This is a genomic window from Bacillus sp. cl95 (assembly GCF_900115925.1).
GTDB lineage: Bacteria > Bacillota > Bacilli > Bacillales > Cytobacillaceae > Neobacillus_A.
In genome coordinates, this window is sequence record NZ_FOYF01000002.1 from 419,785 (window position 1) to 433,267 (window position 13,483).

The window sequence follows — 13,483 nt, forward strand, 5'->3', positions numbered from 1 at the left end:
GAAGGGAGTATTATATATGGTCACTCGCGGGAAATTTGATGACGACTTAAATGAATTGCAAGGAAAACTTCTAGAAATTGGGAACTTCGCTATTAAGGCACTTGATCGTTCATTAGAGGCTTTAGAAACAAAAAATATTGATCTTGCTCTTGAGATCATTGAAGATGATGAGCATGCAGATATTCTCGAACTTGAGATCAATGATATGGCCATTTTACTTATTGCAAAACAACAGCCCGTTGCGATAGATTTGCGCAGGGTAATCGTGGCGATCAAGATTGCGACGGATATTGAAAGAATCGCCGATTTCGCTGTAAATATTGCAAAGTCCACAATCAGAATCGGCAAAGATCCGTTGATCAAGCCAATCGAACATATCAAGAAAATGCACGAGATAAATAAAGATATGTTGAGACTGTCATTAGAGGCTTTTAACAACGAGGATACTATTTTGGCTAAAAAAGTTGCAGAAATGGACGATCAAGTTGACGACCTCTACGGACAAACGATTCGAGAACTTCTTCAACTTAATCAGAAAAATCCTGACGACTTACCACAGATTACTCAGTTGTCGTTTATTGCTCGTTATTTAGAAAGAGCAGCCGACCATACAACAAATATCGCTGAGAATATCTTTTACCTAGTTAAAGGAAGAAGATACGACTTGAACAACTAAGGCTTTCATGAAAAAAAGTTAAGGAACGGCAAATGCCGTTCCTTAACTTTTTGTTATAACCTTTGCAATTTCCTCATATGTCATTTCACTATTTACTTCAAAGGTACCTAATTGGACTTCTGTATGATAGTTATTTTTAATTAAATATTGTTCGAATTCAAATTTATTAGCTACGATTTTTTGTTTTGCTAACACTTCTGCAATTTCACCTGAGGTCATCCCACTCACAATGTACAGTGAATAATTAATGACTTCCGGTTTCTTTTCAACTGGTGCAGCAGGTTTTTCAATCGAACTAGTGGTTGGAGATTCCTTTTTCTTAGCGGCGGTTTCTTTTTTTACTGCTTTTTCTTTGAACTGTGTTTTCTTATACTCATCTGAAGTTAATACTACAAAATTCTTTTTTTCTAAGTATTTTTTAGCAGACTGTTCATTAAGTTCTCCTGATACGCCTACATCTTTTACATAATAATACGTGCCTAGGATACTGACTGCAAAAACAATACCCAATGCAAATGCTCTAATTACTCTACTATTCATGACGTGTTCCTCGTTCTTTTGATTCTCTTAATATGCCGTATACATCTTCCATCGAAAGGGAAGATTGTGCTGCAATTTGATCAATTGCTTTTCCTTGTTGTGAAAGGGCAATAACTTGATTTTTAATAATATCGTGAATTTCTTTCTTTTCACTATTGTAAACCGATTTTGGCAATTCAACCTCATTTACAAGTAATTCTTCTTCTAAAACTTTCATTTTCTTCTTTATTTGATACAAATCTTGAACTTGTTGAATTGTAAATTGATCTATTTCATCCTTTAATTCTTTCAGTGGATCTTTTTGAAAGAAAGACAATACAATCAATAGAATAGATATTCCTAGAAGTATAAACATAATTAGTTCCATCTTATAACACCTCTACATATTAGTCTGAAATAACATTTTATCATTAAAAATGCTGATTTCGGAATTTCGTAAAACAATCGTAAAATTTGTCACATTTAATTGAAAATATGGGAATTAAATGTCGAATCAACCGTTTATTTTTCCTTCTTTTTATATTTGTTAAAATTTTTTCCCTCGCCAATAGTATCCCTCTCAACTCCCACAAGATACGACAAAATGCGTTCATTGTCCATGTCTGCAGTCAGTGATAACATTATTAGTAGAAATTATGTATAAATTCTGAACGGAGCTCATATCATATGAGGTTGGAGAAAAGAGGGATGGCATGATAGAAGAAATTATTTTTCTTAAAAATAAAGGATTATCTTTTAGAAGAATTGCCCATGAACTTGATTCAACTGTTGGGAAAGTCCAGTATCAATGGACTAAATGGATGTCCAAACAGTCAGAGGCCGCAATCAGTGAAGATGGAGTCCTTCAAAAAGAATCCGGGGATTCCAAGTTTGGGAAATCCAGTCTATCCATCGCTTTTAAACCTGATAAGAAATTAAGAATCGTTTGGTGTATAAGTGAAGCAGAAAAAGAATTAGTCACCTCATATTTTAATGAAGACTACAATGACCTCGTGCATCTGATTAGGATTTTTGATGTAACGGGTATTTCTTTTTCCGGTCACAATGGACATAAATTATATGAACTAGCGGTTCCTAACACCCATAAAGCATGGACGGTCAAAGGGCTTCAGCCTGAGAGGGATTACATGGCTGAATTTGGGGTTCTATTAACGGGAAATAAGTATTTCCCTATTCTACGTTCTAATCAAGCTTTTGCCCTATCAGAAAGTGGCAAGGTGTATGACAGAGAAGAGACCATTAGCGTAAACAACCTTCCAAATTGGCATGATCACGTTAGTACCTATACTTACTATCAAAAATATCTAGTAGAAAGGGAAGAAGGCTATGATGAACCGAGAAAGAAACGCTAGCCTATATGACGACGGTGTAACGAATCATTCACTTTCTTCTTCGATTATTAACCATGAGGAAGCCAAACATGTTCAAGATGTAGGGCTAAATGAACCATTAAGAATATTTATCTTAACATGGGAGTTTCCTCCGAATATTTTAGGTGGATTAGCCGCGCATACTTATGGACTTGCAACTGCTCTTAACGAAGTGAACTGTGAAGTCCATGTTTTGACTTCTCAGCGTCCAGGTCTTGAAGAATACGAGAATATGAATGGAGTCCATATACATCGAGTAACTCCTCTAAACCAAGATGATCCAGATTTCTCTTATTGGATTGGAGGCTTGAATTTAGCCATGGTTAGGAAAGCGATGGATTTGGTCGAAAAAAATCATCTGCCCTCTCTTATCCATGCGCATGATTGGCTCGTCTGCGGTGCTGCCATTTCTTTAAAGAACACCTTAAGAGTTCCATTACTTGCTACCATTCATGCAACCGAATATGGAAGGAATAATGGAATCCACACTGAACTTCAAAGGTTCATCTATCAAAAAGAGCAACAATTGATAAATGAGGCGAATCAAGTGATCGTTTGTAGCGACTTTATGAAAAATGAATTGCTCTCGGTTTTTGATGCAACCGAAAAGGAAATCGCGGTCCTCCCTAATGGTATTCATTGTAAAATGTCCTCCAACGAAAGTCATTCTTTTGTGTTCCCACACTTTCCAGAGAAAGCAATGGTCTTTTCATTAGGAAGGATTGTGAAGGAAAAAGGTTTTGAGACCTTAATTGCTGCGGCTAAAATAGCAAAAGAAATGAAGATTGATGTATATTTCTTGATTGGTGGAAAAGGACCGATGCTTGAAGGATACCGACAAAAGGTAAGAGATTTAGGTTTAGAAGAGGACGTGTTTTTCCTCGGCTATATTGATAATAACCAAAGAGATATTTTGTTCTCAGAATGTGACATCGCTGTTTTTCCTAGCTTATATGAACCGTTTGGAATTGTTGCCTTAGAGTCGATGAGTCAAGGAGTGCCGACAATTGTTTCGGAAACGGGTGGCTTGAAGGGAATTGTGAAACACTTACAAACAGGAATGCAGATGGATCCTGGCAATGCCGAAGATTTGGTGAACCATTTGCTGTATCTAATTAAAAATCCTAAGCAGGCCGAACAAATGGGGCAAAATGGTAAAAAAATAGTGGAAAGCATGTACAGTTGGACAAGGGTGGCAACCAATACAATGCGATTAATGCAAGACCTCGTTCTTTTGCATAAAGTAGATACCGAAAATGATTTGAAAGACAATAATACATTGAAGGTGTCAAACTGATGATGAAACCTTTTACAGAAACTATTGAATTTAAAAAAGAAGTGAATAGTTTAGAACAATTTTTATGTTCTACAGGCTTATGGAAAAATGGGGAAATACACTGGTTAAAAGATACATCTGACCATTGGGATCATATAGGAATAAAAACTACAGTGGAAGATATCGAATCTAATATTAGACTGTATTCCATCCAGCTTACGAATCACCAGTCTCATGATATTAATCTCAAATTACTTTCCAAACACCAGATGAAAACAGCAGGACATGAGCACATGACCTTTGTGTCTCCTGCAGAAAATGTTATTCTTCATTTCATAGAGCACAAGGTCATCCTTGTAAATGGTTGCTGCCAGGGTGAAGGCATGAAACAAAGTACAACTCAATCAAGCATAAATATCGACGATGAAATTTATTGGTCATCTTCGGAAAAAGGAATTTTGAAATATCAGCCAATGGCGAAAGGGAAAGTAGGCAGTGTTTTTAGTCTAAACGTGAATTTACAAGGAAATTCAGGGGTTCGTCTATATACATGGATGATAGAAGGAGAGACAAAAAACGAAGTCATTCAACTTGATTCATCACTTTTAAAAAACAGACTAGCATTTCCTGTAGAAAGGTGATATTATAGAAAAGTCGTATAAACGAACTAGCTTGAAATCGTTTGGAGGGAAATTACATGCGCGTTAATATCACATTAGCTTGTACAGAGTGTGGAGATCGTAACTATATTTCTACAAAAAATAAACGTAACAATCCTGATCGTCTTGAGCTAAAGAAGTATTGCCCAAGAGAAAAGCGTACAACAGCACATCGTGAAACAAAATAAGCAGTAGGGCTTCCTGCTGCTTTTTTTGTTGTCTAAAAATATTGTTTGCAGGGGGATTCAGAGATGAATGAAAAAGATCTTTTGCGAAAAAAATTAAAATCACAATTATCAAATATGCCTAACCACCTCTATGAGCAATCTTCAGATACCATTGCAAAACTCCTCTATCAACAGCCGGAATGGAATAATTCCAATACAATTGGGATAACAATTTCCAAACAACCAGAAGTACATACACGTAAGATTATTATCGAGGCATGGAATCAGAAAAAAACAATTGTTGTTCCTAAATGTCATCCAAAATCCCGCAAGATGGAATTCCGGGAGATTACCGACTATTCGCAGCTAGAGTCAGTATATTATGGATTACTTGAACCGATTGTGGATAAGACAAGGCTCATACATAAAGAAGAGATAGATTTACTCATTGTTCCTGGTTTAGGTTACACAAGGGATGGGTTTAGACTCGGTTTTGGAGGGGGTTATTATGACCGTTACCTGCAGAATTACTCTGGTCATACGATTTCCTTGGCTTTTCAATCACAGCTTGTAGAGGAGTTAATGGTAGAAGGCCATGACATCGCTGTAAAGAAGATCATAACGGACAAAGAGGTTATTCCTATAAAATGATAATAGATGCCATAGTTGTTTTCTCGATTCTCATAATCAGTTTCCTCGGCTACCTAACTCACTCACTGACCATTTCTGGTTCGATAAGTGCAATTATTGTCGGCTCTTGTGTATATATAGGCTTTGGAGTGCCAGGTCTTATTCTCCTTGGTACATTTTTTGCCACTTCAACATTTTGGTCGAAATATAAAAGTGCAAAGAAAAAGTCGATTGAAGAGAAATTGGAAAAGGACGGCAAAAGAGATTGGCAGCAAGTGGCTGCCAACGGTGGTGCGGCTGCGGCCATTAGCTTGATTCAATTCATCAATCCCAATAATGTTTGGCTGGTGCTTTTTTGTATCGCCATTGCAAGTGCGAATTCAGATACATGGGCATCGGAGATTGGTTCATTAAGTAGAAAGAAACCTATTTTCATTAAGAATCTTAAGAGGGTTGAAAAAGGAACCTCTGGTGCGATCAGCTTATTAGGCACAAGTTCCGCGGTAATGGGGTCATTTTTGATTGCTATAGTCGGAAAATGGGTTTTCAATCTTCATTCAACTAAAGATTTATGGATCGTTTTTGTTTTTGGTTTTTTAGGGAATATGATTGATACGATTATCGGAGCTTACTTTCAACAAACTTATCAATGCACCGTCTGTGGGATAGAAACGGAGAAAAAGAGTCATTGTGGAAAGAGGAACGTGAGATTGAGTGGATATCTAATCATTGATAATGATTTTGTCAATTTCCTCTCAGGTTTACTGTCTATGTTATTAGCCTACATCTCCCTAATTTCATTTTTGTAACAATATCGCTACAAATTACTAGGTTTACACTATGAAAACATTAGTATAATTTGTCTATGTTCCATTATCTATTTTCTTAATTCATTCATGAATTCATTTATAAATGGAGATAATGAAGAAGTCAATTGCACTATTTGGGGGTATTTTATATGTTGAATCGAGTGAATCGTGTCGCATTGATCGGAACGGGTTTTGTTGGATCAAGTTATGCATTCGCATTATTAAATCAAGGAATTACAGAAGAATTGGTCCTCATAGACTTGAATAAGGAAAAATCGGAAGGAGATGCCATGGATCTCAATCATGGCGCGCCATTCGCTCCTTCTCGTACAAAAATCTGGTATGGGGACTATTCTGATTGTGAAGATACAGATTTAGTTGTCATTTGTGCAGGTGCCAACCAAAAGCCTGGTGAAACCCGACTGGATCTTGTTGAGAAAAATACACGTATCTTCAAAGTGATCGTGGAAAAAGTTATGGGCAGTGGATTTGATGGGATTTTCCTCGTAGCAACAAATCCTGTGGATATCCTTACCTATGCTGTCTGGAAGTATTCTGGATTGCCAAAAGAACGTGTAATCGGTTCAGGGACGATCCTTGATACAGCTCGTTTCCGCTTCTTACTTGGTGAATATTTTGACGTAGATACAAGGAATGTCCATGGATATATTATCGGTGAACATGGTGATACAGAACTTCCTGTGTGGAGTCATGCGGATATTGCAGGCAGACCCATTTCAGACTGGGTAAAGAAAAACGACGATTATAAACAAGCAGATTTGGACGGATTGTTCTTAAATGTGAGGGACGCTGCTTATCATATTATTCAACGCAAGGGAGCGACCTATTACGGAATTGCTATGGGATTAGTCAGATTGACTAAAGCCATCCTAGAGGATGAAAATTCTGTTTTGACCGTTTCTGCATACCTTGATGGGGAGTATGGGCAGAGTGACATATACATTGGAGTCCCAGCTGTTGTAAATCGCAAAGGTATCCGGGAAATCGTTGAACTTGACTTAAATGCCGATGAAAAGCAGAAGTTCGCTCACTCTGTGGATGTTCTTAAAAAAACGATGGGACCTGTTCTTGATAGTAAATAAGATAAAGTAGAAAACTTAGGATAAAAAGCGACACTTCTTCTCACACTATAGTTGGATGCACATGAATGAAGTGCATAGAGAATAGTTGGGAGGTAGAGCATGTCGCGTATGTTATCGTCCATCTTAATGATAGGAACATTAGGGTATTTTGGGTATCGGTACAGATACAGGCTGTTAAATGTCATGATAGGAACTGGCTGGCTCCGCCGTTTAGCAGTTGGTTCGGTAATGAGTATGCCAGGAATTAGAAACAAGATGATGAATACGGTGTTTGGAGGACCATCTGAATGGTGATATCACCACAGATGGTTTTTTTTATTCTATGATGCTGGAATAGCTTGGCGTAATACTATAGGTTCGCCATCGGATGTCTCGAAAAGTACAAGGAGATGTGTATTGTCTTTGGCCAAGAGAATAAGAGGCATTGTACTATTGATAGGAGACACCATCTTTCCATTGGCTTTCTTAATCCCAAGAAAATAATTCTTGTATAATCCTTCCCACAAATTGCCGAGCACTCTTTGCTTTTTTCTCTTTGGCAAAGACTGAAAAGCATTTTTTTTACCACTTAGCAAATCTGTGAGTGGGATCGAATCATATGAACTCAAATTGATAGAATGAAATTTCGCAGCCTTTCTCCAGCTTTCTTGTAGTTCCTTTGTGACTTCCTTATCAATTACTTTCTTCCAATCTGCTGAATCTTTATCGAATGGTGTCCTGAAGGATTGTAACGGACTCATAGTTGAATCGATTACGTATAAATAATCACCTGAAAGTTGTTGAGCGCTTGTAATCACATCTTTTTGATGCAGTTCGGCATAGTGAAAAATAATGGCTTGGAAAAGGCTACTATCATTTGCCTTAACTGTTTGTTGTTGAATCGATTTTGATGTGTTTTGTTTCCAATCCCCTACTGTCGCAATCAATTTCCCATTGGCAAATAAGAACCCTAAATCTTGCCGTATATATGCTTTCCTATCTAGGTCAGATTGGATTTTCCAGTCCACTTCATATTGTTTGGCAGGATTTTTACTTGTTAATGTTAGAGATGTGTTGGCAGTTCGAAAGGAAGCAGATGGATCGATGGGGAAAAAAGTTATGGTCTCAACTGCAGGTTTCCAATTTACTTTATTTACAATGAGTATGAGTATGCTTACACCTATCAATAATCCAAAAAGTAGTTTTTTCATATACACCATCCTTTTCTTGCATAAATAGAAATGACAAAGGTCGTCCTCTTTGAATATATGGCTTATATGAATGGGACATACCTATTAAGTTGTAGAATGTCATCATGAGATTTTAAACTTATACATTAAGTTTGAAAAAAAGTCATTTCTCTGTACTTGAGGACAAGATTAGTTTGAATTATACTTGTTTGGTATGAACTTCTTTATACATAAGGGGATAAATGATGAAATCAGTTTATGAAATTCAGCAATTTTTGAAGAAATATGGAACGATTATATATATAGGAGAAAGAGCAGCTGATCTGGAGCTGATGGAGGCTGAACTAAAAGAACTCTATCATGCGCAATTGATTGAACCAAAAGTATATCAAACCGCCATTTTGATTCTGCGTCAAGAATGGCACATGGAAATAGAGAAGAATAAACAATCTTAGAAAATAGGTGGAAAATCATGGCTGATAAATGGCTTGTAGGTGTAGATTTAGGTGGAACAACAACGAAACTTGCTTTTATCAATGTATATGGAGAAATCATTCACAAATGGGAGATTCCTACAGATAATAGCGATGAAGGGAAAAATATTACGATTAATATTGCTAAATCTATTGATCAAACACTTGAAGAATTAGACGCTTCTAAATCCAAACTGTTAGGTATTGGTATGGGGGCACCGGGTCCAGTAAATTTAGCAACTGGAGTTGTTTATAAAACCGTAAATCTTGGTTGGAAGGATCATTATCCTTTAAAGGATCTTCTTGAAGTGGAAACTACTCTACCGGCAGTAATTGATAATGACGCAAACTGTGCAGCTTTAGGTGAGATGTGGAAAGGCGCAGGAAATGGTGCGAAAGATTTAGTATGTGTGACTCTTGGCACAGGTGTTGGAGGCGGCGTAATCGCAAATGGAGATATTGTACAAGGCGTAAGTGGTGCAGCGGGGGAGATTGGTCATATTACCTCTATTCCATTCGGAGGAGCGCTTTGTGGCTGTGGCAAAACAGGTTGTCTAGAGACAATTGCTTCAGCTACAGGAATCGTTAGATTGGCAAACGAACGTCTTGGTGATGAAGAAATAAACAGTTCATTAAGAGATATACTCATCAGTAACGGTAAAATTTCTGCTAAGGACGTCTTTGACCATGCAAGAAATGGTGATGAGATGGCTCTTAAAGTACTTGACGAAGTAGGAATGCATTTAGGTTTAGCTCTCGCTAATATCGCCAACACTCTAAATCCAGAAAAAATAGTTCTTGGAGGCGGGGTTTCAAAAGCAGGCGATGTATTACTCAATATCGTTAAATCCAACTTTGAAAAATTCGCGTTCCCAAGAGTGAAAGAATCAACAAATATCACCCTTGCTACATTAGGAAATGATGCTGGTGTCATCGGTGCTGCCTGGTTAATCAAAAACAAAACTTCGTTGATATAATCAAAAAGAGTTTTCGGGATGTCCCTGAAAACTCTTTTTTTGATGATTCAAGTCTGAAACTTTTTTGTGTTTCAATCGTCTAATGAGTAGGGAAAAAGAATAACGTTGAATATATATTGTAATCAATTGCTATTAAACGATGATTGCATTTAAGTAAAATTAGTATTAATATTATTTTTGGTCATTTTGTCAAGAAAACTGTACATATAAAAATTTTCCATATCTGTTATTGAAACAGGGAGGGTATAACTCGTATGAAAAAAATTAAGGAGTCAAAGTTGTCGCTTATTATTGTAGCGACAGTTCTACTTTGGCTGAAAACATACCTCGTCTATAAAACTAGTTTTGACATAAAAATAGAAAATTGGAGACAGGAATTCATTCTTTTTATTAATCCGTTAAGTTTCCTATTGTTTATTTTTGGAATCAGCCTGTTTATGAATGACAAGAAACGCAACCCCTATATTTTGATTTCCAGTTTCCTTGTTTCTTGTATTCTTTTCGCTAATGTAATCTTCTATCGATTTTTTAATGATTTCTTAACCATCCCCGTTCTTTTCCAAACTAGTAATATGAGTGATTTGGGAAGCAGTGTAAATGAACTTTTACATTTTAGTGATTTCTTTTATTTTGCAGACGTAGCCCTGTTAGCAATGATTATTAAAGTAAAACCAAAGTCTATAAAATTTGATCAATTTACGCGCGTGAATCGTAGAGTTTATGTCTTAGCAAGTATAGCGCTTGCCTTTTTCAATCTTGGATTGGCGGAAGCAGAACGGCCGCAATTGTTAACGAGAACCTTTGATAGGGAGATGCTGGTAAAGAATATCGGTACCTATAATTATCACATTTATGACGCTTTCTTACAGTCAAAGTCATCAGCGCAGAGAGCTCTTGCTGATGGTAGTGAACTGGCTGATATAGACAATTATATTCGTGCAAATTATACGCCCCCAAATCCAAAAATGTTCGGGATTGCCAAAGGTAAAAATGTCATTATGATTTCGATGGAGTCAACACAAAACTTTGTAATCAACCGTTCAATTAATGGCCAGGAAATCACGCCCTTCCTTAATGATTTTATTAAGGAAAGCTACTATTTCGAAAACTTTTATCATCAAACAGGGCAAGGGAAAACTTCTGATTCAGAATTTATTGTAGAAAACTCTCTATACCCCTTAAGTCGAGGCGCTGTATTCTTTACTCATTCAGGAAACGAGTTTCAAGCTACTCCTGAGATCTTGAATGAAAACGGATACTATACAGCTTCCCTTCACGCAAATAATAAAAGTTTTTGGAATCGTGATATCATGTATAAATCCTTAGGATATCAACGTTTTTATTCAATGAATGACTATGAAATTACTGCTGAAAACTCGATTGGCTGGGGATTAGAAGATAAAGAATTTTTTGAACAGTCCATTGAACATCTTAAGAATATGCCAAAGCCATTTTATTCGAAGTTCATTACATTGACGAATCATTTTCCGTTTGAATTGAATGAAGAGGATCGACTAATTGATCCTTTCACATCTGACGATAAAACGGTTAATAACTACTTACCGACCGTTCGTTATACTGATGAAGCATTAAAGTATTTTGTGCAAAGGTTAAAAGATGAAGGGCTATATGAAAATTCCATTATCATTATTTATGGAGATCATTATGGAATTTCAGAAAATCACCATAAAGCAATGGGGGATTTGTTAGGTAAAGAAATCGATCGTTTCGAAAGTACTCAATTGCAAAGAGTACCCCTCATTATTCATATACCCGGACAAAAGGGAAAAAAGATAGCTACAGTTTCAGGACAAATGGATTTGAAACCTACCATTCTTCATTTATTGGGGATAGACACGAAGAAAAACATGGATTTTGGCTCTGATTTATTTTCACAAGATAAGAAAGAATTAACTGTGTTACGTGATGGTAGCTTTATAACAGCTGACTATTTGTATACACGTGAAACCTGCTATGATAAATCCTCTGGCCAACCGATTGAAGTGAATTATTGCGAGCCTTATATGGATACAGCTAAAAAAGAGCTGGATTACTCTGATAAGATCATTTATGGAGACCTATTAAGATTTTATAATGACTTACCACTTCAAAAGTAACGAATAGATTAAAAAAGAAATTCCTGCATGTGCAGGTTTTTCTTTTTTATAAAGGTTTGTAAGGGTATTTTTCTTCTTTTCTTTCATATGTTTTTATGATGAAAAGGGGGGATTGGAATGAAAGTTCGTGTTCGTGAAGGTGACACTTACTGGTATTTCAGTAATTTGTTTAATATACCACTTCCGCTATTGATGGACGCAAACAGGCATCTAGATCCTGCATGTTTACTCATGGATGATGAAATTAAGATCCCAGGTTTCAAGATAAAAGATTACAAAATAAAAAAAGACGATACATTTTGGAAACTTGCACTGAAAAATCAGATTCGTGTTGAAATACTACTATACTTTAATCCCGGGCATGAGAAGAAACAGTTGCAAATCGGTGATTCCATAAAATTACCAATCAAGGTTTCCGACAGTAGTTTAATGAGAATGAAAAAGTATACTTCAGAACAGTTGTATGAAGACATTCTTAAATTAGAAGAAAGCTTTCCTTTTATAGAAGTTCAAGAAGTGGGTAAGAGTGTTTTAGGTAAATCGATTCCTTTATTAAGAATAGGTAAAGGGAAGAAAAAAGTTCTAATGAATGCTTCTTTTCATGCAAATGAATGGATTACTACCGCAATCTTAATGGATTTAGTCCATGAGTATGTAATCACCTTAACCAACAACCATCAGATGAGGGGAATAAACACATTTCAACTATACAATAGTGTCGAGCTAACGGTTGTTCCAATGGTCAACCCCGATGGTGTGGATCTTGTATTGAACGGACCGATTGATGAGATTAGAGGGAAAGTATCTTTTATTAACAGAGGGTACTTTGATTTTACTCACTGGAAGGCAAATATTAATGGAGTTGATCTAAACAATCAATACCCTGCAAAATGGGAAGTGGAAAAGGAGAGGAAGGAACCAAAAGTACCAGCACCACGTGATTATCCCGGAGATGATATATTAACCGAACCTGAAGCAAAAGCTATGGCTGATTTGGCTCATAATGAAATGTTTCATAGGATGGTAGCCTTTCATACACAAGGTAAGGAATTTTATTGGGGATATGAAGGTTATGAACCAAGTGAATCGAAGGGGATTGCTGAAGAATTTGAGCGCGTGAGCGGTTACAAAGCGATTCAGTACGTCGACAGTCATGCAGGATATAAGGATTGGTTTATTCAGGAATTTAAAAGACCAGCTTTCACACTCGAACTTGGTAAGGGTATAAATCCATTGCCTCTTTCACAATACGAAGAGATATACCGCGATGTAAGCGGCATTTTCTTAGCTGCTTTATATATGTAAAAAGGCTGGAAGTTTCCCAATCTAAATACATTGAATAAATTGTAAAATCATCTTGTTATTTCAGAGGATAATCTATAAAATAAAAATTCGTTAAGCAAAACGAGGACATTCAGTAAAAGCTAGGATTAGAATTTTTCTCTTTTATTTTCTGAAAATAATGACATATTATCAACGGATTAATAAGGTTTAAAAAGAAAGGTTAAGAGGAGGGA

General features: G+C 36.4%; 16 protein-coding genes. 13 read left to right on the plus strand and 3 right to left on the minus strand.

Annotation, left to right across the window (positions count from 1 at the left end; genetic code table 11):
• Positions 1 to 16: 16 nt before the first annotated feature.
• A complete protein-coding gene (phoU, locus tag BMZ31_RS07305; protein WP_090831068.1) occupies positions 17 to 676 on the plus strand; it encodes a phosphate signaling complex protein PhoU in 660 nt (219 codons plus the stop codon).
• Positions 677 to 718: 42 nt separating this feature from the next.
• On the opposite strand, the gene BMZ31_RS07310 is transcribed toward phoU, so the two are convergent.
• The gene (locus BMZ31_RS07310) at positions 719 to 1,216 is read right to left on the minus strand and encodes an MltG/YceG/YrrL family protein (protein ID WP_090831069.1); all 498 of its coding nucleotides are present in this window, start codon (positions 1,214 to 1,216) and stop codon (positions 719 to 721) included.
• Positions 1,209 to 1,583, minus strand: a complete 375-nt coding sequence (locus BMZ31_RS07315; RefSeq protein ID WP_090831070.1) for a hypothetical protein — start codon at positions 1,581 to 1,583, stop codon at positions 1,209 to 1,211. The genes BMZ31_RS07310 and BMZ31_RS07315 overlap by 8 nt, the downstream gene beginning before the upstream one ends.
• 325 nt (positions 1,584 to 1,908) lie before the next feature.
• On the opposite strand from BMZ31_RS07315, the gene BMZ31_RS07320 reads away from it, so the two are divergent.
• From BMZ31_RS07320 to BMZ31_RS07355, 8 genes are all read left to right on the plus strand, one after another.
• Positions 1,909 to 2,568, plus strand: a complete 660-nt coding sequence (locus BMZ31_RS07320; protein WP_090831071.1) for a DUF4912 domain-containing protein — start codon at positions 1,909 to 1,911, stop codon at positions 2,566 to 2,568.
• Complete coding sequence (locus BMZ31_RS07325) at positions 2,543 to 3,883, plus strand: glycosyltransferase family 4 protein (RefSeq protein WP_254778656.1); 1,341 nt, start codon at positions 2,543 to 2,545, stop codon at positions 3,881 to 3,883. The genes BMZ31_RS07320 and BMZ31_RS07325 overlap by 26 nt, the downstream gene beginning before the upstream one ends.
• A complete protein-coding gene (locus BMZ31_RS07330) occupies positions 3,883 to 4,503 on the plus strand; it encodes a hypothetical protein (protein WP_090831072.1) in 621 nt (206 codons plus the stop codon). Before BMZ31_RS07325 ends, BMZ31_RS07330 begins: the two co-directional genes overlap by 1 nt.
• Before the next feature lie 56 nt (positions 4,504 to 4,559).
• A complete protein-coding gene (gene rpmG / locus BMZ31_RS07335) occupies positions 4,560 to 4,709 on the plus strand; it encodes a 50S ribosomal protein L33 (RefSeq protein ID WP_015594975.1) in 150 nt (49 codons plus the stop codon).
• A 63-nt stretch (positions 4,710 to 4,772) separates the two neighbouring features.
• Positions 4,773 to 5,339 (plus strand): 5-formyltetrahydrofolate cyclo-ligase, encoded by a 567-nt coding sequence (locus BMZ31_RS07340; RefSeq protein WP_090831073.1) that lies wholly within the window; start codon positions 4,773 to 4,775, stop codon positions 5,337 to 5,339.
• Positions 5,336 to 6,127, plus strand: a complete 792-nt coding sequence (locus BMZ31_RS07345) for a DUF92 domain-containing protein (RefSeq protein ID WP_175478026.1) — start codon at positions 5,336 to 5,338, stop codon at positions 6,125 to 6,127. Before BMZ31_RS07340 ends, BMZ31_RS07345 begins: the two co-directional genes overlap by 4 nt.
• A 149-nt stretch (positions 6,128 to 6,276) precedes the next feature.
• Positions 6,277 to 7,230, plus strand: a complete 954-nt coding sequence (locus tag BMZ31_RS07350) for an L-lactate dehydrogenase (RefSeq protein WP_090831074.1) — start codon at positions 6,277 to 6,279, stop codon at positions 7,228 to 7,230.
• Between the two features lie 99 nt (positions 7,231 to 7,329).
• On the plus strand, positions 7,330 to 7,524 hold the full coding sequence (locus BMZ31_RS07355; RefSeq protein ID WP_090831075.1) for a hypothetical protein: 195 nt from the start codon (positions 7,330 to 7,332) through the stop codon (positions 7,522 to 7,524).
• Between the two features lie 26 nt (positions 7,525 to 7,550).
• On the opposite strand, the gene BMZ31_RS07360 is transcribed toward BMZ31_RS07355, so the two are convergent.
• Positions 7,551 to 8,420, minus strand: coding sequence for a hypothetical protein (locus BMZ31_RS07360; RefSeq protein ID WP_090831076.1), 870 nt, complete (start codon positions 8,418 to 8,420; stop codon positions 7,551 to 7,553).
• A 224-nt stretch (positions 8,421 to 8,644) separates the two neighbouring features.
• Between BMZ31_RS07360 and BMZ31_RS07365 the strand changes: the two genes are divergently transcribed.
• From BMZ31_RS07365 to BMZ31_RS07380, 4 genes are all read left to right on the plus strand, one after another.
• Positions 8,645 to 8,854 carry a YqgQ family protein gene (locus BMZ31_RS07365; protein ID WP_090831077.1) on the plus strand — a complete coding sequence of 70 codons (210 nt, stop codon included), beginning with the start codon at positions 8,645 to 8,647 and terminating at the stop codon, positions 8,852 to 8,854.
• Positions 8,855 to 8,871: 17 nt separating this feature from the next.
• The gene (locus BMZ31_RS07370) at positions 8,872 to 9,849 is read left to right on the plus strand and encodes an ROK family glucokinase (RefSeq protein ID WP_090831078.1); all 978 of its coding nucleotides are present in this window, start codon (positions 8,872 to 8,874) and stop codon (positions 9,847 to 9,849) included.
• 254 nt (positions 9,850 to 10,103) lie between these two features.
• Positions 10,104 to 11,966, plus strand: a complete 1,863-nt coding sequence (locus BMZ31_RS07375; RefSeq protein ID WP_090831079.1) for an LTA synthase family protein — start codon at positions 10,104 to 10,106, stop codon at positions 11,964 to 11,966.
• Between the two features lie 117 nt (positions 11,967 to 12,083).
• A complete protein-coding gene (locus tag BMZ31_RS07380) occupies positions 12,084 to 13,271 on the plus strand; it encodes a M14 family metallopeptidase (protein WP_090831080.1) in 1,188 nt (395 codons plus the stop codon).
• Positions 13,272 to 13,483 lie beyond the last annotated feature (212 nt).

What these genes read in the sequence shown, in the direction of transcription:
- phoU (WP_090831068.1), top strand. Translation starts at nt 17, where the DNA reads ATGGTCACTCGCGGGAAATTTGATGACGACTTAAATGAATTGCAAGGA.
- BMZ31_RS07310 (WP_090831069.1), bottom strand. Translation starts at nt 1,216, where the DNA reads ATGAATAGTAGAGTAATTAGAGCATTTGCATTGGGTATTGTTTTTGCA.
- BMZ31_RS07315 (WP_090831070.1), bottom strand. Translation starts at nt 1,583, where the DNA reads ATGGAACTAATTATGTTTATACTTCTAGGAATATCTATTCTATTGATT.
- BMZ31_RS07320 (WP_090831071.1), top strand. Translation starts at nt 1,909, where the DNA reads ATGATAGAAGAAATTATTTTTCTTAAAAATAAAGGATTATCTTTTAGA.
- BMZ31_RS07325 (WP_254778656.1), top strand. Translation starts at nt 2,543, where the DNA reads ATGATGAACCGAGAAAGAAACGCTAGCCTATATGACGACGGTGTAACG.
- BMZ31_RS07330 (WP_090831072.1), top strand. Translation starts at nt 3,883, where the DNA reads ATGATGAAACCTTTTACAGAAACTATTGAATTTAAAAAAGAAGTGAAT.
- rpmG (WP_015594975.1), top strand. Translation starts at nt 4,560, where the DNA reads ATGCGCGTTAATATCACATTAGCTTGTACAGAGTGTGGAGATCGTAAC.
- BMZ31_RS07340 (WP_090831073.1), top strand. Translation starts at nt 4,773, where the DNA reads ATGAATGAAAAAGATCTTTTGCGAAAAAAATTAAAATCACAATTATCA.
- BMZ31_RS07345 (WP_175478026.1), top strand. Translation starts at nt 5,336, where the DNA reads ATGATAATAGATGCCATAGTTGTTTTCTCGATTCTCATAATCAGTTTC.
- BMZ31_RS07350 (WP_090831074.1), top strand. Translation starts at nt 6,277, where the DNA reads ATGTTGAATCGAGTGAATCGTGTCGCATTGATCGGAACGGGTTTTGTT.
- BMZ31_RS07355 (WP_090831075.1), top strand. Translation starts at nt 7,330, where the DNA reads ATGTCGCGTATGTTATCGTCCATCTTAATGATAGGAACATTAGGGTAT.
- BMZ31_RS07360 (WP_090831076.1), bottom strand. Translation starts at nt 8,420, where the DNA reads ATGAAAAAACTACTTTTTGGATTATTGATAGGTGTAAGCATACTCATA.
- BMZ31_RS07365 (WP_090831077.1), top strand. Translation starts at nt 8,645, where the DNA reads ATGAAATCAGTTTATGAAATTCAGCAATTTTTGAAGAAATATGGAACG.
- BMZ31_RS07370 (WP_090831078.1), top strand. Translation starts at nt 8,872, where the DNA reads ATGGCTGATAAATGGCTTGTAGGTGTAGATTTAGGTGGAACAACAACG.
- BMZ31_RS07375 (WP_090831079.1), top strand. Translation starts at nt 10,104, where the DNA reads ATGAAAAAAATTAAGGAGTCAAAGTTGTCGCTTATTATTGTAGCGACA.
- BMZ31_RS07380 (WP_090831080.1), top strand. Translation starts at nt 12,084, where the DNA reads ATGAAAGTTCGTGTTCGTGAAGGTGACACTTACTGGTATTTCAGTAAT.